Raw genomic sequence first — 19,807 nt, forward strand, 5'->3', positions numbered from 1 at the left:
CCGCGGGCGCAGGGGCGAACCACCGGTCGCGGGACGCCGCTTATGGACCAACCAAGGTTGATTCATCAAGGTACGAAGCAGCATCGTCGACAGAGGATTTTTTTGCCAGACCGATGCGATCTCGCCACAATCGTAGGCGCGCGACGGCTTGACATCAACCCTGCGTTCCGTGCCTGCTTGCTTCGCCGGACCACTGAACTCCACGCGAGGACCAATCATGCCCAAGACATCGGTCGGCGTCTTCAGGATCGCCACCGCGGGTCCCGGCGACGTCTCCGGCCTGATGGACTTGATCGGCTCCGGCGCGATCGATCCCAACTCGATCCTCGCCATTCTCGGCAAGACCGAGGGCAATGGCGGCGTCAACGATTTTACCCGGGAGTACGCGGTGGCCGCGCTGTGCACGGCGCTGGCGCCCAAGCTCAGTGTGTCGCCGGAGGCAGTCGAGCAACGTATCGCCTTCGTGATGTCCGGCGGCACCGAGGGCGTGCTGAGCCCGCATATCACGGTGTTCACGCGCAGCGAGGCTGCACGACCGGGCCCGTCCGGCAAGCGCCTCGGCATCGGCATGGCGCACACGCGGGATTTCCTGCCCGAGGAGCTCGGCCGCTCCGCGCAGATCACCGAGACGGCGAAGGCGGTGCAAGCCGCGATGACCGATGCCGGCATCAGCGACCCCGCGGACGTCCATTTCGTGCAGATCAAGTGCCCGCTGCTGACCAGCGAGCGCGTTGCGGCGGCAAACGCGCGCGGCAACAAGACGGCGACGACAAGCGCGTACAGCTCGATGGCCTATTCGCGCGGCGCTTCGGCGTTGGGAGTTGCCGTCGCGCTCGGCGAGATCGGCTCCGACCTCGGCGACGACGACGTGCTGCGACGCTACGATCTCTTCTCCAAGGTGGCCTCGACCTCGTCGGGGATCGAGCTGATGCACAATGTCGTCATCGTGCTCGGCAATTCGGCGTCATCGGCAAGCGAATATGTGATCGGGCATGCTGTCATGGAGGATGCCATCGACGCCGCGGCGGTGGTATCGGCGTTGAGCAGCGTCGGGCTCAGTGCGGCGCCGCAAACCGCCGCGGGCCGCACGCTCGTCAACATCTTCGCCAAGGCGGAGGCCTCGCCTGACGGCGCCGTGCGCGGCTTCCGCCACACCATGCTAGAGGACACCGACATCAGCGCGACACGCCACGCCCGCGCAGCGGTCGGTGGCCTGATCGCGGGCCTTGCCGGCACCGGCGCAGTCTACGTGTCCGGCGGCGCCGAGCATCAGGGGCCGGCCGGCGGCGGGCCGGTTGCGGTAATCGCGCGACTGTCGGAATGAGCGAGTCCCAGCCGCGATCGTACGACCTGTCCGCCCCACGCAACCCTGCCCCTCGCGGCGGCTCGGTTGATTCACACGGGCCGTTGCGAAAAAGCTGACGCCGCGACCTTAAGGGGATTTGACTTCATGACTTTGCCGATGAGCTGGAACGAATGGGCGCAGCACGATGGCGTGGCGCTGGCCGGGCGCGTCCGCAAGGGCGAGCTAACGGCGAAGGAGCTGGCGCGCCAGGCCGCCGCGGGCGTCGCCAAGGTCAATCCGGCGCTGTCCGGTGTGGTCGAGCTGTTCGAGGACGTGATCGCCGATCCCACCAAGGACGGCGCCAATCTGGCAGGTCCGTTCGCCGGCCTGCCGTTCCTGATGAAGGATCTCGGGCCGACCATGAAGGGCCGGCTGCAGGAGATGGGCTCGCTCTTGATGCGCGGCAATCGCGCGAGCGCCGATACGTTCCTCACCGGTAAATTCCGGCAGGCCGGGCTCAATTTGATCGGGCGCACCACGACGCCGGAATTCGGCGTGTGCTCGTCGGCCGACAATCCCGCCGTCTACGTCACGCGCAATCCCTGGAATACCGACTACACCACCTGCGGCTCCTCGGCGGGCAGCGCCGCGATGGTCGCCGCGGGCGTGGTGCCGATCGCGCATGCGACCGACGGCGGCGGCTCGATCCGCATTCCCGCCGGCGTCAACGGCAATATCGGCCTGAAAGTCTCGCGCGGCGTGTTCTCGCTGGCGCCGCACATGTCCGACCTCACCGGCCTCGTCTCGATCCAGGGCTGCCAGTCACGCTCGGTGCGCGACACCGCCGCCTTCGTCGATCATGCGCGCGGGCCTGCGCCCGGCGAGTTCATGCCGTTCTGGACCACGGCGCAGCCCTATTCGGAGATGATCAAGCGCGACCCCGGCAAGCTCCGTATTGCGCTGTCTCACACCTGGGGCAATTACACCGCGGCGCCCGAGCTCGCCGCCGAGCTGGAGAAGGCCGGACGCTTCCTCGAAGGTCTCGGGCATCACGTCGACTACGCGCTGCCGGAGATCGACCTCCCCGCCGCGTTCGAAGCGCAGACCACCTGCTACATCTCGAATTTCGCAGTGGTGATCTCCAACATGCTCGCCGCGCGCGGGCTCACGAGCCCGCCGGAAGACCTGATCGAGCCCATGAACATCCGGATCTGGGAAGCCGGCCGGCACACCAGCTTCGCCGAGCGGGCGAAGATGCAGGCCGTGTTCAACACGACCTCGCGCGGCTTCGGCGCCTTCTTCGAGCAGTGGGACGTCATCCTGACGCCGATCACCGCGCTGCCGACGCCGAAGGTCGGCACGAGGGAGTATCTCACCATCTCCGACAATCCCGATGTGCGCGACTGGTTCGAGAATCTCTGGCGCTTCTTCGCCTTCACGCCGCTCGCCAATCTCTGCGGCATTCCGGCGATCTCGATGCCGATGGCGAGCCAGGATCACGGCCTGCCGCTCGGCATCCAGGCCATCGCCAAGCAGGCCAATGACGGCCTGCTGCTACAGCTCGCCGCCCAGATCGAGCGCGCGCTCGACGGCAAGTGGAATGGCGGCAAGACCGCGAAGGTGCATGTGGCGAAGGCGTGAACTATCGCTGCGTCCTGCTTTAGAGCGCGATGCGATTGGGTTTAATCGCTTTCCACGTGACAGATGCACTCCCTCCCCCGCTTGCGCAGGGCAATCGCATACGGGAGTGATCTCGCTTGTGGCCATCCTTCGAGACGCCCGCCGTTGGCGGGCCCTCAGGATGAGGACCGCATGCGTTTCGCTGGTTCCAACAGGCACCGGTGCCGCTTAGCCTCACCCTGAGGGACCGCGAAGCGGTCGTCTCGAAGGGCGAGGCGCGCGCTCAGGTCTTTCAGATGCGATTGCCCTGCCCGCTTACGGGAGAGGGCTGAGGAGAGGGTGTTTTCCGCGGTAAGACAATCCCCAAGAGGAGCTAGCCCTCACCCGCGGCTTCGGCGCGACCTCTCCCGCAAGCAAACGGGAGAGGTTGCACCGAGCCCGTGGCATCGATTCAAGCCAAAGCCATTCCGCTTCAGCAAAAGTGCGATCGCATCGACACGCGATCGCAACCGCCTCAGTTCTTTACCGCCGGTATCTCCTCCGCCACCGGCTGCTTCTGACCCTGCTGGTACATCGCCAGCGCCTTTTCGAGGGCTTCGCGCAGCGCCAGCGCTGCGGCGACGCTGCAACGTAAGTGCGCGGTCTGGACCACGTCGACCCTGACGGCGGCGCCGACCGGCATCAACAGGTTCGCGGCGAGCTCGATCTGGATCGCGCCGTTGTGATGGCCGAAGCAGGATGCGCCGTCGAAATAGATGATCGGCGCCCGTTCGGCACTGGAGGTGGAAATGGTGACGGGCCCCTGGGCGGTCGAGGGCATTTCGGAATCGGCCATGGGCACTCCTTGCGAGTCAAACGAACGAAGCCCCACCATCGTCGCTTCGGTCCGCCCTGTCGAGGGCCAACCACCCGGGGCCGTCCGGCAGCGCCCATTCCGGGTTTTGCGCGACGGCGGGCACTGGTCTAGAACAGCGCCATGTCCACTTCACCTGCCACGCACCTGTTCGAGGAACTCGCCGAGGCCATCAAGGGCCGCCGCTCGGATTATGGCCAGATCAGCGGGCTGCAGCTCGACCGATTCGCGCCTGGCGAGGCCTGGTCCAGCCTGCCCTACCGACCCGTCTTCGTCGGGGACACCGAGACCGGCGTGCTGCATGGCGGCGTCGTCACCGCGATGCTCGACGAAAGCTGCGGCATGGCGGTGCAACTTGCGCTCGACGGCACACGCGCGATTGCGACGCTGGACCTGCGCATCGACTACCAGAAGCCGGCGACCCCCGGCCTCGACATCAAGGCGCATTCGGTGTGCTACCGCACCACGCGCTCGATCGCCTTCGTGCGCTCCACCGCCTATCAGGAGTCCGAGGACGACCCGGTCGCAACCGCGACCGCCTGCTTCATGATCGGCGCCAACCGCACCAATATGCTCGCCGACCGCCTGATGGATGCGCGCAGCATCCCCACGCTGGAGGCGCCGGAGCATCCGGACGGGCCGTTCGCACGCAGCCCGTTCGCCCGCGCGCTCGGCATCCGCGTCAACGACGACGGCACGCTGACGATGCCCTTCTCGCCCCAGATCATCGGCAATCCGATCCTGCCCGCGATCCACGGCGGCATGACGGGCGCCTTCCTCGAGACCACCGCGATCGTCGGCGTGGCGCGCGAACTCGGCGCTGCCGCGCCACCCAAGCCGATCGGACTGACCGTCAACTATTTGCGATCGGGGCGCGCGCTCGACACGTTTGCCGACGTCTCGATCGTGAAACAGGGCCGGCGCATCGTCGCCTTCGAGGCGCGGGCCTGGCAGGACGATGCGGACAAGCCGATCGCCACCGCATTCGGCCATTTCATGCTGCGGCCGACGCGAGGAAGTGACGAGGAATGAGCGCATCTCGACTTGACGGCCGCAGTCCCCGGCCACAACGAATAGCGCGCCCCCACGAGAGGTATTGGATCGCGGCATCCGCTCGACATCGTCGCCATGTTCGCCGCGCTCTGGCTGCTGGCATCGATGGTGCTCGACGCCTTCACGCCGAAGGAGCTGACCGCGGTCATGATTGCAGTTGCGATCGGGCCCGCGATCCTCGTCACCGTCGTGTTCTACTATTTCAACTGCCCGCGGCTGGATTTCGCGCTGATATTCGCCGCGCTGTGGCTGATCTCGGACATCGCCATCGCCTTCGTCTCGCCGACGGGCCTGCCGCATTTCCTGATCGCGCTCGGCGCCCTGCCCGCTCCAGCGCCGCCACGAGCAGTTGCCCGCGCCTTCGCCGAAGCGGGCTAGTACAGAATGCTCAAGTCTGACCCCATTGCCGCGGCGCCTTCACCTATCCCGCTTGCTTGCGGGAGAGGTCGCGCGTTCCGGGCGATGCGAAGCATCGTCCCGCGCGCGGGTGAGGGTTCTGGAGCGACCACCCTGCGACCGACTTGGCGCACGGCGTGGTCCACAATGGCGTTCGCTGTCGTCACATGGCTATCCTGATCCCGAGTCTCGGCTTCGCGCGCTTCGACAGCCGTGACGAGCTACGACTGGCAGAACGGCTGAAGGACTTCCTCGAGGAGAACGCCGTCGTCTGGCACAACCTCCCGGTCGGCCCGCTCAACCGGCATCCGGACTTCATCATCGTCCATCCCGCGAGCAGCCTGCTCGTCCTCGAGGTCAAGGACTGGCGGCTGGAGACGATCGTCTCGGCGGACAAGACCAAGGTCGAGCTGCTAACGGATCGTGGGGTCGTACGCGAGAGCAATCCGCTCGAGCAGGCCCGCAGGTACACGTTCGAGGTCGAGCGCACGCTGGAGCGGGACGAGCGATTGCCGATCGACATCGCCAAGGACAATCGCAACAGGATCTCGGTCAAGCGGGTGGCCGTGCGGTTCCTGAGCATGCACAGCGCGAAATGCCTGGAGTTTCCTTGCGTCGCCATTGCCGGCCTGGGCGCGCTCGGCCGCCACGGCGAGACCGTCGAGGAATGCGTCAGGCTGACCTATGTCGGTGTGACCCGCGCGACTCACGAGGCGCTGCTGACCTATTCGAACGAGTCGTCCTTGGTGCAGCGCTTGATCGCCTGACGCAGCGCATCCGCTCTCTCACGCCGTCGTGCCGTCGATCGAACGGCGGATCACCCGCTGCACTTCCGCATTCGACAGGAACAGGTCGTGGTTGATGATGCCCCAGCCTTCCGCCGAGGCATCGACCACGCGCACGCCGAGCCGCGCGATCGCGGCTTTCTCTGCGGCGCCGACCCTGGTCATGCCGCCTGCGAGCTGCCCCGACAGCGCCAAAGCGCGATCGTTGGTCGAGGCGATCACGGTGATCTTGCCGGCGAGGGGGCCGATGCGCTGAACCGCAGACGAGAACACATCCATGTCTATGTCGGGCGCGGCAAACACGACGCCGCCGATCTTGCTGGTGACCGTATCGCCATAGCGGCCGTAGAGCTGACGCAGGCTTTCCAGCGTCAGCATGGTTCCCATGCTGTGCGCGACGATATGCACGCGGCCGGCGCCGGGCGACGACACGAGCGAGGAGAGCACGCGTTCGAAAGCGTCGCGGGACCACATCGCGCTGTCGCGGTCGTAGGCGTAGTCGAACAATCCTGCCCTGGAGGGCCAGGAGAACGCCATGGTCCGGCCGCGGAACCTGATGCCGTCTGAGAGATGAGCGGCATCCAACACGGCCGTCTCGAATGTCTGCTTGAAGCCGTGGACGTAGATCAGCACGTCTCCTTCGCCCGCCTGCGCCGCGAGATCGCCGGCATCGGCCGGCACCGGTTCGACACGATCGAGTCGCCAGGTGCCAAGCCCGACAGAGGCCAGGGAAAGGCGGCTCTCGTCCGGCGCCGACAGCTTCACCTGCGCGACAGTCATGCTGGTCGCGCGCTCCGGGCCGAACCAGGGTTTGGTGCGGCCGCCGTTCACGGGCTTGCGCGTGGTGGTGACGAGCAACGTGGGATCGGCGGAAAGGGACGATGCGTCGTAGCGCGCGCCGGTCGCGCCGAGCCCGGCGCATCCGCCGAGCGCAAGCGCGCTCCCTGCCGACAGGAATCCGCCGAGGAGAGCCCGGCGCGAAATCAAGTTGGAGTCGCGTCGTAGAAGAGGTCGGACGATCACAAGGAACCTTCGGGAACTTTGCCCACCATAACGCCGCCCCACACAGCTCCTGAATGACAATGGGGGCGAGAAGACGGCGGAGCTGCTTCCAGTGGATCATGATCACGGCGCCAGCGTGAGTCGTCCGGAACCTGCGGCGACCGGCAATCTGCTTCAACGGCGCAGATAGCGCCAGCCGACGACGACACCGCTCACCGAGACGATGGTGCCAAGAATCGAGAGCAGCCACACCACGACGTCCCAGGCCGGGCGATACATCAGCAGCAGGCGAAATCCAAACTGTGCAGCGCGTTGAACAGCCAGCGATATGTTCGACGGCTGCTGTCTGCGCGGCCAATGATGTCGCCGGTGACGGGGCTGATGTGAAACCATGTTTTCGCGTCATCATCGAACACGACGCGCAGAACCGGCAACTCGCGGTGGTGATGATGCGCATACCAGTAAGCATCGTATTCTTCGAGGACCGTCCGCTCCGCCACGCGGGCTAGCGGCAGCAGTTTCGCTGCGGCGGTCCAGAGGCGATCCTGCGTAATTGCGGTCGTCTGGCCCGACGCCACGTCCAGCGGCCTCTGCGTGCCGTCACGCGATGCGGCGATCATCATCGGGCTGCCATCGAGCCAGACGAAGCGCGCTTCGACCACGGAGAGTTGCGGCGTAGGTGACTTCGTCGCAATCGTCGGCGCATCATGACCGGCATAGCGTTGCAGCACCTCGCGGCCCGTGTTGCGACCCGTGAAATAGTCGCCGGGATTGAGCGAAAGCCAGCCGGAGAACATCCAGGTCAGCACGAAGATGCCTGCGATCAGGCCCGTGACGTGGTGCCACGCCATCCAGCCACGATAGGGCGTGATCCTGCCGCTCGCATAGCGCCGCTTCAGCCGTACGCGAAGGATGCCGATCCAGATTCCGGTGACACCGACGATGAGGCAGATGCCGGAGATCCAGAGTACGACGAGCCGCCACAACGGGCCATCCTTGCGCAAGACGGTCGGGTAAATCCAGTGCGGGATCGAGCCGAGCCAGTTCCACACACGCTCGGTGCGGTTGGTGTCGAGTACGATCTCGCCGGAGCGCGAGGACACATAGAGCCTGGTGCCGGCATCGTCGCCGAGCCCGATGAGGTAGAGCGGGCGCAGCGGATCGTAACGCGCCGTTACGCTCCATTGGTCGCGGTCGACCATTTCTTCGAGGTGCGGCGATCTGCTCGCGGGATGATGCTGCGCAACCGCGAGCGCCTGCTGTTCGGAAACACCCGTGATGACGCGGCCGTCGGCGGCGGAGATCGCCTGCCGCCTGCCGTCCCAGCCGGTGATCCGATACACGGGTTCGTCCGCCAGCATGGACAACCGCAGGTCGCGTGGATACTGCGTCGCTCCCGCCGCCTTCATTGCGTCGTCCGGCGACAGCGTCACTCTCGCCCACTGAATGTCAGGGAGCGCTGCCAGCTTCTCCTTTTCGGAAAGGCCTGGAAACGCGACGTACATCATCACCACGCCGGAGATGAACCACATGGCGAAGAACAGGCAGGTGACGATTCCGACCCAGCGGTGGCCGATATACAGCCACCGCCGGAGTGTGCGTTTCACGCGCGACACGGTCAGAACTTCACGTTGACTGCGACTCGCGCCGTGCGCGGCATGCCGAGCAGCCACTGGGTCGTGCCGCCCGACGTGGTGTAGACCTCATCGAACAGATTGTACACGCGGAACGACACGGTGGTGTTGAGATCGGGCTTCCACTGCACACCGGCGTTGACGATGTTGTAGGCTGGGCGCGTCATCGTGTTGGCATTGTCCGCGTAGGTCTTGCCGACGATCTGCACGCCGGCATTGACCGACCAGTTCGGCGCAAAGGCCCAGGTCGCCCAGATGTTGGAGACGGTCTGCGGGACATTGACCGGGACATTGCCGGCAAAATTCACCGCGACGCCGCCGACCGACTGCACGAAGTCGTCATACCTCGCGCGCAGGAACGCGGTGTTGGCATCGATCCGCCAGCCATAGTCGAGCAGAAAACCAACTGAAGCTTCGACGCCGCGCGATGATTGCTGGCCGACCTGGACCGTCAGCGAGGGAATGTTGGGATCGCGGGCCAGCAGGTTGTTCTTCACGATCTCATAGCCGGCCAAGGTCCATTCGCCGCGGCCGCCCCAGAACGATTGCTTCACGCCGATCTCGATCTGTCTGCCGGTGGCAAGGTCGAAATTCTTGTTGGCGGACGACAGTGAGATCAGGCCTCCGACCGGATCGACCGCCGTGGCATACTGGCCATAGAAAGCGAGGTCCTTGACGGGTGTATAGACCGCGCCGGCGCGCCATGTCGTCGAGGAGAACGATTTTTCGAAACTGTTCGCGGGCGTGACATAGTCGGTGCGCGTGATCGTCGGTTCATCCTGTCGAACGCCAGCGATGATGGATAGCTGCTCGGTGACCGAGAGCCGGTTCTCGGCGAACAAAGCGTATTGATTGGTCACGCTGCCGTAACCGGGAATGGTGGGGTTCGGGCTGTTGAAGACGCCTGGATCGAAGCTGTAGGGGTTGACGGACGACGAGCCGCCATAAGGTGAATTGTTGGTGTGGGTGAAATCGATGCTGTTGACGTCGAAGCCCGCCAGGAACTCGTTGGCCATCCCAAGGACATGCCCGCGGAATTTCGCGTCCATGCGGTTGCCGACCTGCTGCTGATCGTGAAAGATCTCGATATAGCTGGTTCGGTTGATGAGGCCGGTAGCGGGATTGTAGGCGTAGCTTTCGACGTCCTTCCAGTGCCGCTTGGAGTTCAAGTAGTACAGCGTGTTGTGGATCGAGATTCCATCGGCGACCTGCCAATCGGTCTTCACCTGGTTCCAGCTGTCCTGGTAGCGGATGTGGCTGTCGCTGACATTGTAGTTCTTGAAGCGTAGCGACTCTTCGAGCCTGCCGTTGATCAGCGGCGTGCCGAAGTAGCGCGACGGGTTGCGGTCGCCGTAGTCTGTGGACAGTGTCCAAGTGACGTCTTCGTTCTGTTTGACCTGGACCACGGCATGAAGCGCGACGTTCGAGGTGTTGTCACGATCGACCCATCCATCCGACATGTTGCCGGTAGCGGTGATGCGATAGGCGACGTCCTTGCTGATCGGACCGCCACTGTCGACCGCAATTCGCCGTCTCATGTTGCTGTCCAGCGAGATTTCGGCCTGGTTGCGAGGGATCCAGGACGGCAGTTTCGACACGATGTTGATGGCGCCGCCGACCGCACCCGCGCCATACATCACCGATGCAGGGCCGCGCAGCACCTCGATGCGCTCGGTCGACCATGTGTCGAACGGAAAGGTGACCGTGCCGGCGCCGATGTAAAGCTGGGTGCCGTCATAGAGCGTCATGACGGACCCAAGGCCCGTGAAGCCGCGGGTATTGAACGAGACCCCGCCGTTGCCCGGTGCCGGGCTCGCGGTGAAGCCGACGGCGTTTTGCGTCACCGCGTCCAAGATGTCCTCCTGGCCGCGTTCGGCGATGGTTTCGGCAGAGATCACCTCCACGCTGGCCGGCGTCTGCAGCCGCGTCAGCCCGAGCCGGCTGCCGGCGGTGCTCGCGCCGGTGAGATTGAGCGTGGGTGCGGCGAACGCGGGACCCGTCCGGTCGGCCGTCGGAGCACGCGTGTCCGAAGCTACGCTTCGCTGCTGATGACGAGAGCGCGAGGGGCGCGTTGCATCGCTACGCCGGGTGCTGCGAGCATTCGGCGGCGCCGCTGGCGGCTGCACTACGACAGGATCGAGCGTCTGGGCCGGCCTTTCCGACTGTGCCCAGCCGTCCGTCGACAATATGAGGCAGGAGAATGCAACTGAACGGAGCAACGCGCGGCGATGTCGTGGCGCGAAAACTATGCGGGAGATCATCTATCGACTCGCGATAACGTGGCACGTCACCGCGAACGCAGTTTGGCCGCTGCCTCAAGAAGACAGCTCAACACTCACCAGGACACCCCGCCCAATGTGCTCGCGTGTGACCACGACTGACGGCAGGTCTCCTGGCTCGCGGGTCGTTGCCTGTCGCCGCCTTCCCAAGCCCGCAGGCCCAGTGGCGTTTGGCGAAGGCTCACCGCTTACAGTTGCGGGGGCAGCCACGGCATTGGGGAAATCCCCGCACCGTATTCCCTATTGATCCCCCGAAGGAGAACCGTCGCAGTCACCCTAGTTTTATTTGCAAAGGGCTGTCAACTGGCTGACCCGACACAGATCAGCGCGTCCCACCGTCATCGGCGACGCATCGATCGGCAGGCGATACACCAATTTCCTGTCACCCAGTCCGGCGCGCGGCCTTACCTGGAGACCAGCAAGACTCGGGCAGCGAGGTCGCGAGATCGCGGATGCGTGTCGCGACCGAGTTCGACAATACCGCACGGACGGGCTGGTTTTCGAATTGCGTGACGCCCAAGGCAACACAATTTCAACCTAACCTCTGTAGGCCTGTTACCGTCTCGTTCCACGGGTCGCTTGCATGAAATCGGCTTGGCGTTTTTCTCTCCTGCTTCTCCTTCAACTCCTCGTGGGGGTTTCCGCCCAGGCGCAGGAGGGCGAAGTCGTCAAACTATCAGCCAGTATCGCATATCAGCGCGTTGCGCGCTGGGATGCCGATCAGCTCAACAAGATTCTGAAGGTCGATACGCCCGCCTTCGCCGGGATCACGACAGCCTATAGCCCGGCGCGCAATGCCGTTCGGCTCTATCGCGTGACCTATTCGTCCGTCATACCCGAGCGCGGCAACAAGCCGACAATCGCGTCCGGATTGCTGGCGATCCCCGAGGACAGCGGCACCTCGTTGCCGCTGGTGTCGTACCAGCACGGCACGGTCTACGGAAAGCAGGAGGTTCCGTCCTTTCCGCAGCAATCGCCGGAAACGCAGTTGATGATCGCCCAGTTCGCCGGCCAGGGCTATATCGTGATCGGCGCCGACTATTTCGGGCTCGGCACGTCGGCCGAGCCGGAAGGCTACATGGTGAAGGCGAGCCATCAGCAGGCGACCTATGACATGCTGACGGCGAGCCGCGCCGTGCTCGATCACCTCAAGCTCACCACGACCAAGCTGTTCCTCGCCGGCTGGTCGCAAGGCGGTTTCGTGACCATGGCCATGCTCGAAAAGCTCGAGCAATCGGGCGTCAAGGTCGACGCCGCCGCAACCGCGAGCGCGCCGGTCGACGCGTTCGTCGCGCTCAACGGCTTTCTCAGTTTCCCGCGCAAGAACGATGCGAGCTGGGTGAATTCGCTGTTCATCCTGACGGCGTTCTCCTTCGAGAATTACTACGGCGTGCCGGGGCTCGCGCGCTCGCTGATCGCGGATGCTTATTACGACGTGGCGCGCAAGGCTTATATGCGCGAACCCTTCAATCCGGCCGACGTCCCCACCGACCTGCACAAGCTGATCCGCGCAGACTATTTCGATCCGCAGTTCTTCGCCGCATCAGCCTACGGGCGCCTGGTCGCGCAGACCCAGGCGTATCGCTGGATCGTCAAGAGCCCGGTCCGCAACTATTACGGTGAAAGCGACGAAGCCATCAGCGTCGGGCTGGGTCAGCTCGCCATGACCTATCAGCGTGCAATCGGCAGTGGCAACCAGGCGGTGGAGGCGGTCTCGACCGGCAGCACCAGCCATCGCGGCACCTTCGCCACGGCGGTGCCGAAATGGAAATCCTGGTTCGACGGGCTGTGACGCGCGCGCGAATACGCATGATGCATCGGCATCGACAGAGGTGGTCGGCTTCCTGAAAATCTGCATCATGCGCGCCGGGACTGGGCGCCAAGCGGCCGGTCTCGGCCTCCGGAGCTGCTGCCGGGCCTTTGGAGGCTTTTTGCAATAGCTTTTCGGAGTGACTAAATGAGCGGCTTGGTGATCTCTGGCGGCCGGGTGGTGGATCCAGCCAGCGGGATGGATGCCATCGGCGACGTCGCGGTGGTAGACGGCAGGATCGCCGCGGTCGGCGCCTCGCTCGGCGGCGCAGAGCGGGTGATCGACGCAACCGGGCTCGTCGTCGCGCCCGGCTTCATCGATCTGCATGCGCATGGCCAGTCGGTCCCGGCCGACCGCATGCAGGCGTTCGACGGCGTGACCACCACGCTCGATCTCGAGGCAGGCGTGCTGCCGGTTGCGTCCTGGTATGAACGGCAGGCCAGGAAGGGGCGCGTGCTGAATTACGGCGCCGCCACCAACTGGGCCTTTGCCCGCATCGGCGCGATGACCGGCTCCAATGCGGAGAGCTCGCTGGAAGCATTCGGCGCTGCCATGCGCGACCGCCGCTGGATCGACAATGTCGCGACCGATTCGGAGGTCGCCGGTATCCTGGAGCGCCTATCGCGCGGCCTGAACGAGGGCGGCATCGGCATCGGCATCCTCAACGCGTATGCGCCGGGTGCCGGCGTGCAGGAGCTGACGGCGGTGTGCCAGCTGGCTGCAGCCAAGGACGTGCCGACCTTCACCCATGTCGCCTTCATGTCGCGCATCGACCCCGAGAGCGCGGCGGAAGCCTATATCCGCCTGATCGGCTATGCCGGCGCCACCGGCGCGCACATGCACATCTGCCACTTCAATTCGTCGAGCAAGACCGACGTCGAGCGCTGCCGCGCGCTGATCGAAAAGGCGCAAGGACAGGGCCTGCCGATCACCGTCGAGGCCTACCCCTACGGCACCGGCTCGACGGTGCTGGCCGCCGCCTTCTTCAGCGACCCGGAGTTCGTCGAGCGCAACGGCACCGGATACGATTCCGTGCAGCGCGTCACCGACGGCTATCGCTTCCACGATCGCGAGGAGCTGCTCAAGGCGCAGGCCGAGGAGCCGTCCTCGCTGGTGCTCTGGCACATCCTCGACACCGAGAACAACGCGCATCACCGCGACCTGCTCGACATGTCGGTGCTCTATCCCGGCGGCGCGATCGCCTCCGACGCGATGCCGTGGACGCTCTCCGACGGCACCACCTACACCGGCGAGGCCTGGCCGCTGCCGGATGACGCCACCTCGCATCCGCGCTCGGCCGGCTGCTTCACGAAATTCATCCGCGAATGGGTGCGCGAGCGCAAGGCCGTGTCGCTGCTGGAAGGCGTGCGCAAATGCGCGCTGATCCCGGCGGAGATCCTGTCACAGAGCACGCCCGCGATGCGCGCCAAGGGCCGGCTTGCAAAGGACGCGGATGCCGACATCGTCGTGTTCGACTACGAGAAGCTCTCGGATCGCGCGACCTTCACTGCGATGAACCGTGCGTCCGAAGGGGTACGGCATCTGGTCGTCAGCGGCCAGGTGCTGATCCGCGACGGCATTCTCGACGTCGAGGCGCGGCCGGGAAAACCCGTGCGCCGTCCCGTGGTCGCGAGCTGACCCATGCCGGTCCCCATTCTGCTGGTCACCGGCTTTCTGGGGGCGGGCAAGACCACGGTCGTCAATCATCTGCTGGCGCACGCAGAGGGACGGCGCATCGCCGCCGTGGTCAACGATTTCGGCGCCATCAACATCGATGCGGAGCTGATCGCTGGCGCCAGCGAGGGCGTGGTCAGCCTCGCCAATGGATGCATCTGCTGCTCGCTCGAGGGCGATCTGTTGCGCACGCTCTCGACATTGCTGCGGCGTGATCCCAAGCCGGAATACATCGTCATCGAGACCAGCGGCGTCGCCGATCCCGCCGACATCGTGCGCAACCTGATGGATCCGGTGATCCTGCGCGAGGCGCCGCTGGAGACGGTGCTCTGCGTGATGGACGCGACCGCGCCGCCGGCTGCCCTCGAGGATGCGCTGCACCGGTCGCAGCTCCGCGTCGCCGATATCGTGGCGCTGAGCAAGCTGGATCTGGCGGACGATGGAGCAGGAGCGCGGATGCGCGATGCCATCCGCGCGCAGCGCGTACCTGCCGTGGTGGTCGATGCGAACCACGGCGAGATTGCTGCCGCGCTGCTGTTCCCTGGGAACGTCGATCGCGCGCCGCCACGTGATCCCGGTCCTCGCCGGCCGGCGGAGGAGCGCTTCGAAACACTGAGCTGGACCTCGGACAAGCCGGTGTCGCTGCCCCGCTTGCAGCAGGCCATCAGTCGTCTTGCGCCGAAGCTCGCGCGCGCCAAAGGCCTGTTCGAGACCGTCGAGCAGCCCGGCCGCCAGATGGTATTTCAGTTCGCCGCCGGCCGCGCCACGCTGGCGCCCGGCGATGCGCCAGTGACAGACGTGCCGCGGACGCGGATTGTCTTCATTGCCGAGCTTGGTGTGCTGTCGCAGGCGGAGCTCGATGCGATCATGGAGACGTGCGTTGTGGGTGAGTAGCGCGATCCGCACCGATCGCACGCGTACCAGCTCCCGCGGAACGCGGCCATGTCACTCCCCCTCCGATCAGCGCGGTTTCCGGCCGGGTCAGACCTTTCCAGCGGTCATGCTCAAGAGGGCACGGCAATTCCGCGCCCGGCACGCTCACGCGAATTGCGCGATGCCGTTTCCGACGGACCAGTTCTCCTTGGGCGCGTCGAGCACGTTCACGAACACGTCCTCGGGCCGGATCCCCGGGCTCTCGCCGAGCAAGTCGGCGATTCGCCGGTACAGCGCCTTTTTCTGCTCGGTGGTGCGCGAGGCGAACACGGTGATCTGGATCAGCAACGCGTCGTCGCTGCGCGCGAAGCCGTAAGCATTGCCGCAGCGAAAATTCGCTGGCTCATGCTCGGTAATGGTCATGAACGCGTCGTCCTGAGGCACGTTCAGGGCCTCGCGCATGGCGCGGTAAAGCCCGTCGAGAATCGCCTGCCGGTAGGCCTGAGGCTTGCCGGCGCGCATCGAGATGTGGAGGAGAGGCATCGTGCGTTCCTTTGCATGCGGTCCCGACCGGAACGGCGCCGTGAACGCCGCCGGCTGGCCGATTGAGGAAAGGGCTATCAATCCCGATCAATTTTTGACACGATGTCCAGAAAGCAGATTCTTGACGTCGTGTCAAATACTTTGTGGAGGAAGCTTGAGGCCGCGCGAATTCGATCATGACGAGGTGCTGCGCATCGCGTTCGACCAGTTCTGGCGCAAGGGCGTGCGCGGCACCTCGCTGTCCGACATCGCCCGCGATGCGGAAGTCCAGCGCGGAAGCCTCTACAACGCATTCGGCAGCAAGGAGGCGCTATTCCTGCAGGCCTATGAACGCTACGCGGGGGATTATCTCGCCGCGCTGGAAAAGGCGCTCGGGGCGGGTTCTCTGCGCAAGCGCCTCACCGCGTTCTTCGATCTGACCATCACCAATTTCCGCTCGGGCACGCCGCCGCGCGGCTGTCCGACGACGCGCGGGCTCATGGAGCTCGGCGCCGCCGAGGGCGAGGGGCTCGATGACAAGGCGCGCCTGGCTTTTGCGAGCCTGATCTCGCGCATCACCGCACTGCTTCAGAACACGTTGACGGCCGGCGCGGCGCGGGGCGAGTTTAGCGGCAATCCCGTGGCTGCGGCGCTGCACATCGTCACCGTGACGCGTGGCCTCGCCGTGCTCGAGCGAGCGTTCGACGACGAGCCCCAATTGCGCAAGATCGCCGCGCACACGATTGATCTCGTGCTCGGCAGCAAAGGCGGATAGGTATCAGCACAGCGCAAGCGCGTTGACCGCGCGCGTTGCCGCATCCTGGCTTCCGGAGCCGACGAACTGGCAGACCACGGATTCGAGCTCGCCCGGCTGCCGGCGGCGTGCGATCGCCAGCAGCCGCATCAATTCCGCCTCGTCCTTCGACAGGCGCTTGCAGGACGGCGGCATGAAGCAGAGTTCGCAGGGCCGGCCGCCGCGCAGGATCCTGACGAGAGCGGCGGCGCGTGCGACCAGCAGTGGGCTGTCGGCGATGCCGGGCGCTTCGTCGGCAAAGCGATAGGCCGCCTCCCAGCAATCGGAGGCGCCGGTCGCGTAGGCTGCTCCGATGAACCGGAGCAGCGACAGCGCGACGCGGCAGAAATCGTCGCAGCCTTCGACGCTCCGTGGCGTCGCCAGCGCGGCCTGGAGCGGACAGGGCTGCGATTGGCCGGCGTCCGCGGCCACAGACCCACATGCATCCTGCATCATGAACGATCTCGTCAATGCAATGTGGGACTGCCCACGAACCAGCTCTTCATCGCCATGATCCGGTGATGGTCGAAAGACTGCGCATGCCGGTCGGGCAGGATGAGGCCGGCCATGCGGAAGATCGTTGCAAGCCCCCGGACCGGCGCGAGCGCCCAATCGGCGCCGAGCGGCGGCAGCCAGCGCTCGAACTGCTCGCGCGCGACATCGACGCGGTCCTGCTGGGCCGCGGCAATCGCCCGCAAGATCCCGTGCTCGCTGTCTGACATCCGAGGGCAGGTCGGGCAGTGCACTTCGATGGCCGTATGCGCCGTGCACGCGAAGACCTCGATGATGGAATCCAACGAGAGCACGGCGTCGCCGACGCGAAAATGGTCGTACACCTCCTGGATGTCGGCGGCGGTCGGGACCGCGCCGCCGCTGCGTGCCTTCGCCCGAAATCCCCAGATGAAGAGCCGCTCCGCCGCGCTCAGCGTAGGGAGATCGAGGGGCCTGGTATGTGTCGCATGATGCATTGAGCCTGTGACCTTTGGCTGCGAGCGCGCCAGAGCTGGCGCGGATGATCTGCGCCGATCGTTCTGCCACAGGCTCGCGCAAGTCAACGCTGCGAGGGCCGATATCGAGGTCTTCTAGAGTTGGGGACACGCCGGTACTGCTCAAACGTGCGCAAAGAATGTGCAGCGGGCTCATGCTCTTTGCTGCGGCAGTTCATGCGGATGCGGCGGGCGGCCGTACCATATTGCGGCACATTCACTCATAACCGGTGCGCGCGCATCCGGTTTACGACACCTTAAGCGGAATCGAGGCATATCAGGCCTATTCGAGCGATGCTCAAGTCGCCCCCAAGTTGATTGCATGCGCCATCCGTGTGTTGCGCGCCCCATCTCCAGAGAGAACGACTGTGCTGAACCAGATTTCGATCCGTTCCAAACTTCTCAGTGCCGTGCTTGCCATGGCGGTCGCGATCTGCTGCGTGACAGGCGTCGCGCTGTGGTCGATGTACCAGCGGATGTATCAGGACAGGGTCAATGTCCTGAAAGCCATGGTCGAGGCAGGCTATAGCCTTGCGCAAAAGTACGAGGCCGCTGCGGCGGCAGGCCAGCTGACGCGGGACGAGGCGCAGGCACGCTTCAAGGATGCGCTGCTCAAGATCCGGTACTCCGGTGAAGAATATCTGTTTGCCCATACCTACGATCAGGTGGGCTTCGCACATCCCAGTCCGAAATTGATGGGCAAGGACGTTTCGGGCATCAAGGACGCCAAGGGCGTTCCCGTCATCCCGGCCCTGGTCGAGATCGTGCGCAAGAAGAACGAGGGAACCTATGCCTACGACTGGCCGTTGCGGCAGGACGATCCGACCACCGCGGTGAAGTTGTCTTACGTCAAAGGCTTTGCACCCTGGAACATCTTCATCGGTACGGGTGTCTTCGTCGACGATATCTGGACCGACTTCATGGCCATGGTCTGGAAGATCGTCGGCATCATCGCGCTGCTCGCGCTTCCGGCCATCAGTCTTGTCGGGCTGGTCGGGTTCGCCGTCAGCCGCAGCATTCGCGGCGTCGGCGCTGCGATGCAGGCGCTGGCCGATGGCGATTTGTCGATCGAGCTGCCCGAAGCGAAGCGGGCCGACGAAGTCGGGCAGATGGCGCGCGCCACGATGTATTTCCGCGATCGGATGGTGGAGAGCGAGAAGCTGCGGGCCGAGCAGGAAAAGCTCCGATCGGACACCGCCGACCAGCGACGGCATGACATGCACCGGCTCGCCGACGATTTCGAGCATGCGGTCGGTGCGATCATTGAAACGGTGTCGCAGGCGGCCGGCAACCTCGAGAACTCCGCAGCGACCCTGACATCGAGTGCCGACAGGTCCCAGGAGCTTGCCAGGACGGTGACGGCCGCCTCCGGCGAAGCCTCGACCAACGTCCAGTCCGTGGCCGCCGCGACCGAAGAGCTGAGCTCCTCGATCACGGAGATCAGCCGGCAAGTGCAGACCTCCGCCCGTATGGCGGGCGAGGCGGTCGCGCAGGCGAACAAAACCAACGAGCGGGTCACCGAGCTGGCGCGAGCTGCGAGCAGTATCGGCGACATCGTCGCGCTCATCAACGGCATTGCCGCGCAGACCAATCTGCTGGCGCTGAACGCCACGATCGAGGCTGCGCGCGCAGGCGACGCAGGCCGTGGTTTCGCGGTCGTCGCTTCGGAGGTGAAGCTGCTGGCGGAGCAGACCGCCAAGGCCACCGGCGAGATCAGCGAACAAGTCAACGGAATGCAGACAGCGACCGGCGAATCCGTCGCAGCGATCAAGGAGATCAGCGATACGATCGGCGGCCTCTCGGAAATCGCATCCGCGATTGCCGCCGCGGTCGAGGAGCAGGGTACGGCCACCCAGGAAATCTCGCGCAACGTCCAGCAGGCTGCGCACGGAACCCAGCAGGTGTCCGCGGGCGTTTCCGACGTTCAGCGTGGTGCGTCGGAGACAGGCGCCGCTTCGTCGCAGGTCTTGTCCGCGGCCCAATCGCTTGCCGCCGACAGCGGCAGCCTGAAGCAAAAGGTCTCCTCTTTCCTGTCCTCCGTCCGCGCGGCCTGAGGGAGCAACTTGCCCGAAAGGCACGTGGCGACCACGACGCCGTTGCTGGTCGCGAAGATCGACGCCCTGTCCTAACCGTTGGGATTGCGATCCATACCGCCGTTCGCTTCGCTGAGGGCGATGGACGAGAGCTGATGCGGGAGCGCGACGGCGTGCGACGCGTGGCGGCTGAGTCCCGCGTCGCAGGA

General features: G+C 65.1%; 16 protein-coding genes, 1 pseudogene and 1 riboswitch. Of the genes and pseudogenes, 10 read left to right on the forward strand and 7 right to left on the reverse strand.

The genetic code is table 11. The features are described 5' to 3' along the window. Positions 1–217 precede the first annotated feature (217 nt). Entirely contained in the window at positions 218–1,324 is a 1,107-nt protein-coding gene (gene atzD / locus AC3WLX_RS29500; protein WP_291627893.1) for a cyanuric acid amidohydrolase, read from the forward strand. 126 nt (positions 1,325–1,450) lie between these two features. Further along, the gene (locus AC3WLX_RS29505) at positions 1,451–2,926 is read left to right on the forward strand and encodes an amidase (protein ID WP_492338631.1); all 1,476 of its coding nucleotides are present in this window, start codon (positions 1,451–1,453) and stop codon (positions 2,924–2,926) included. A 493-nt stretch (positions 2,927–3,419) separates the two neighbouring features. Here AC3WLX_RS29505 and AC3WLX_RS29510 read toward each other — a convergent pair whose 3' ends face one another. Continuing rightward, positions 3,420–3,740 carry a hypothetical protein gene (locus tag AC3WLX_RS29510; RefSeq protein WP_291621196.1) on the reverse strand — a complete coding sequence of 107 codons (321 nt, stop codon included), beginning with the start codon at positions 3,738–3,740 and terminating at the stop codon, positions 3,420–3,422. Between the two features lie 141 nt (positions 3,741–3,881). Here AC3WLX_RS29510 and AC3WLX_RS29515 point away from each other — a divergent pair, with 141 nt between their 5' ends. The 3 genes from AC3WLX_RS29515 (at position 3,882) to AC3WLX_RS29525 (ending at position 5,974) form a co-directional block, all read left to right on the forward strand. Beyond that, entirely contained in the window at positions 3,882–4,790 is a 909-nt protein-coding gene (locus tag AC3WLX_RS29515) for a PaaI family thioesterase (RefSeq protein ID WP_492338632.1), read from the forward strand. Positions 4,791–4,886: 96 nt separating this feature from the next. Then, on the forward strand, positions 4,887–5,189 hold the full coding sequence (locus tag AC3WLX_RS29520; protein WP_492338633.1) for a hypothetical protein: 303 nt from the start codon (positions 4,887–4,889) through the stop codon (positions 5,187–5,189). A 185-nt stretch (positions 5,190–5,374) separates the two neighbouring features. After that, the gene (locus AC3WLX_RS29525; RefSeq protein ID WP_492338634.1) at positions 5,375–5,974 is read left to right on the forward strand and encodes a nuclease-related domain-containing protein; all 600 of its coding nucleotides are present in this window, start codon (positions 5,375–5,377) and stop codon (positions 5,972–5,974) included. 18 nt (positions 5,975–5,992) lie between these two features. On the opposite strand, the gene AC3WLX_RS29530 is transcribed toward AC3WLX_RS29525, so the two are convergent. The 3 genes and pseudogenes from AC3WLX_RS29530 to AC3WLX_RS29540 form a co-directional block, all read right to left on the reverse strand. After that, positions 5,993–6,979 (reverse strand): alpha/beta hydrolase, encoded by a 987-nt coding sequence (locus tag AC3WLX_RS29530; protein ID WP_291621187.1) that lies wholly within the window; start codon positions 6,977–6,979, stop codon positions 5,993–5,995. A 189-nt stretch (positions 6,980–7,168) separates the two neighbouring features. Further along, a pseudogene (locus AC3WLX_RS29535) lies at positions 7,169–8,610 on the reverse strand (PepSY domain-containing protein). 2 nt (positions 8,611–8,612) lie between these two features. Next, complete coding sequence (locus tag AC3WLX_RS29540) at positions 8,613–10,889, reverse strand: TonB-dependent receptor (RefSeq protein WP_492338635.1); 2,277 nt, start codon at positions 10,887–10,889, stop codon at positions 8,613–8,615. Positions 10,890–10,993: 104 nt separating this feature from the next. Next, positions 10,994–11,189, reverse strand: a riboswitch (cobalamin riboswitch). Between the two features lie 301 nt (positions 11,190–11,490). Here AC3WLX_RS29540 and AC3WLX_RS29545 point away from each other — a divergent pair. From AC3WLX_RS29545 to AC3WLX_RS29555, 3 genes are all read left to right on the forward strand, one after another. Further along, complete coding sequence (locus tag AC3WLX_RS29545; protein WP_492338636.1) at positions 11,491–12,699, forward strand: alpha/beta hydrolase family protein; 1,209 nt, start codon at positions 11,491–11,493, stop codon at positions 12,697–12,699. Positions 12,700–12,864: 165 nt separating this feature from the next. Further along, positions 12,865–14,355, forward strand: a complete 1,491-nt coding sequence (locus AC3WLX_RS29550; RefSeq protein ID WP_492338637.1) for an amidohydrolase family protein — start codon at positions 12,865–12,867, stop codon at positions 14,353–14,355. A 3-nt stretch (positions 14,356–14,358) separates the two neighbouring features. Beyond that, the gene (locus AC3WLX_RS29555; protein ID WP_492338638.1) at positions 14,359–15,285 is read left to right on the forward strand and encodes a CobW family GTP-binding protein; all 927 of its coding nucleotides are present in this window, start codon (positions 14,359–14,361) and stop codon (positions 15,283–15,285) included. Positions 15,286–15,429: 144 nt separating this feature from the next. Here AC3WLX_RS29555 and AC3WLX_RS29560 read toward each other — a convergent pair whose 3' ends face one another. Beyond that, positions 15,430–15,807 (reverse strand): tautomerase family protein, encoded by a 378-nt coding sequence (locus tag AC3WLX_RS29560; protein ID WP_492338639.1) that lies wholly within the window; start codon positions 15,805–15,807, stop codon positions 15,430–15,432. 154 nt (positions 15,808–15,961) lie between these two features. Here AC3WLX_RS29560 and AC3WLX_RS29565 point away from each other — a divergent pair, with 154 nt between their 5' ends. Then, positions 15,962–16,561, forward strand: coding sequence for a TetR/AcrR family transcriptional regulator (locus AC3WLX_RS29565; RefSeq protein WP_492338640.1), 600 nt, complete (start codon positions 15,962–15,964; stop codon positions 16,559–16,561). A gap of 3 nt (positions 16,562–16,564) precedes the next feature. On the opposite strand, the gene AC3WLX_RS29570 is transcribed toward AC3WLX_RS29565, so the two are convergent. Next, complete coding sequence (locus AC3WLX_RS29570; RefSeq protein WP_492338641.1) at positions 16,565–17,035, reverse strand: hypothetical protein; 471 nt, start codon at positions 17,033–17,035, stop codon at positions 16,565–16,567. Positions 17,036–17,046: 11 nt separating this feature from the next. Next, positions 17,047–17,547 (reverse strand): hypothetical protein, encoded by a 501-nt coding sequence (locus tag AC3WLX_RS29575; protein ID WP_492338642.1) that lies wholly within the window; start codon positions 17,545–17,547, stop codon positions 17,047–17,049. A 386-nt stretch (positions 17,548–17,933) separates the two neighbouring features. Here AC3WLX_RS29575 and AC3WLX_RS29580 point away from each other — a divergent pair, with 386 nt between their 5' ends. Then, positions 17,934–19,619: a methyl-accepting chemotaxis protein gene (locus tag AC3WLX_RS29580; protein ID WP_492338643.1), complete on the forward strand. Its 1,686-nt coding sequence runs from the start codon at positions 17,934–17,936 to the stop codon at positions 19,617–19,619. Positions 19,620–19,807: the final 188 nt, after the last annotated feature.

The sequence above is a fragment of the Bradyrhizobium sp. FW305-F6 genome, assembly GCF_058782905.1.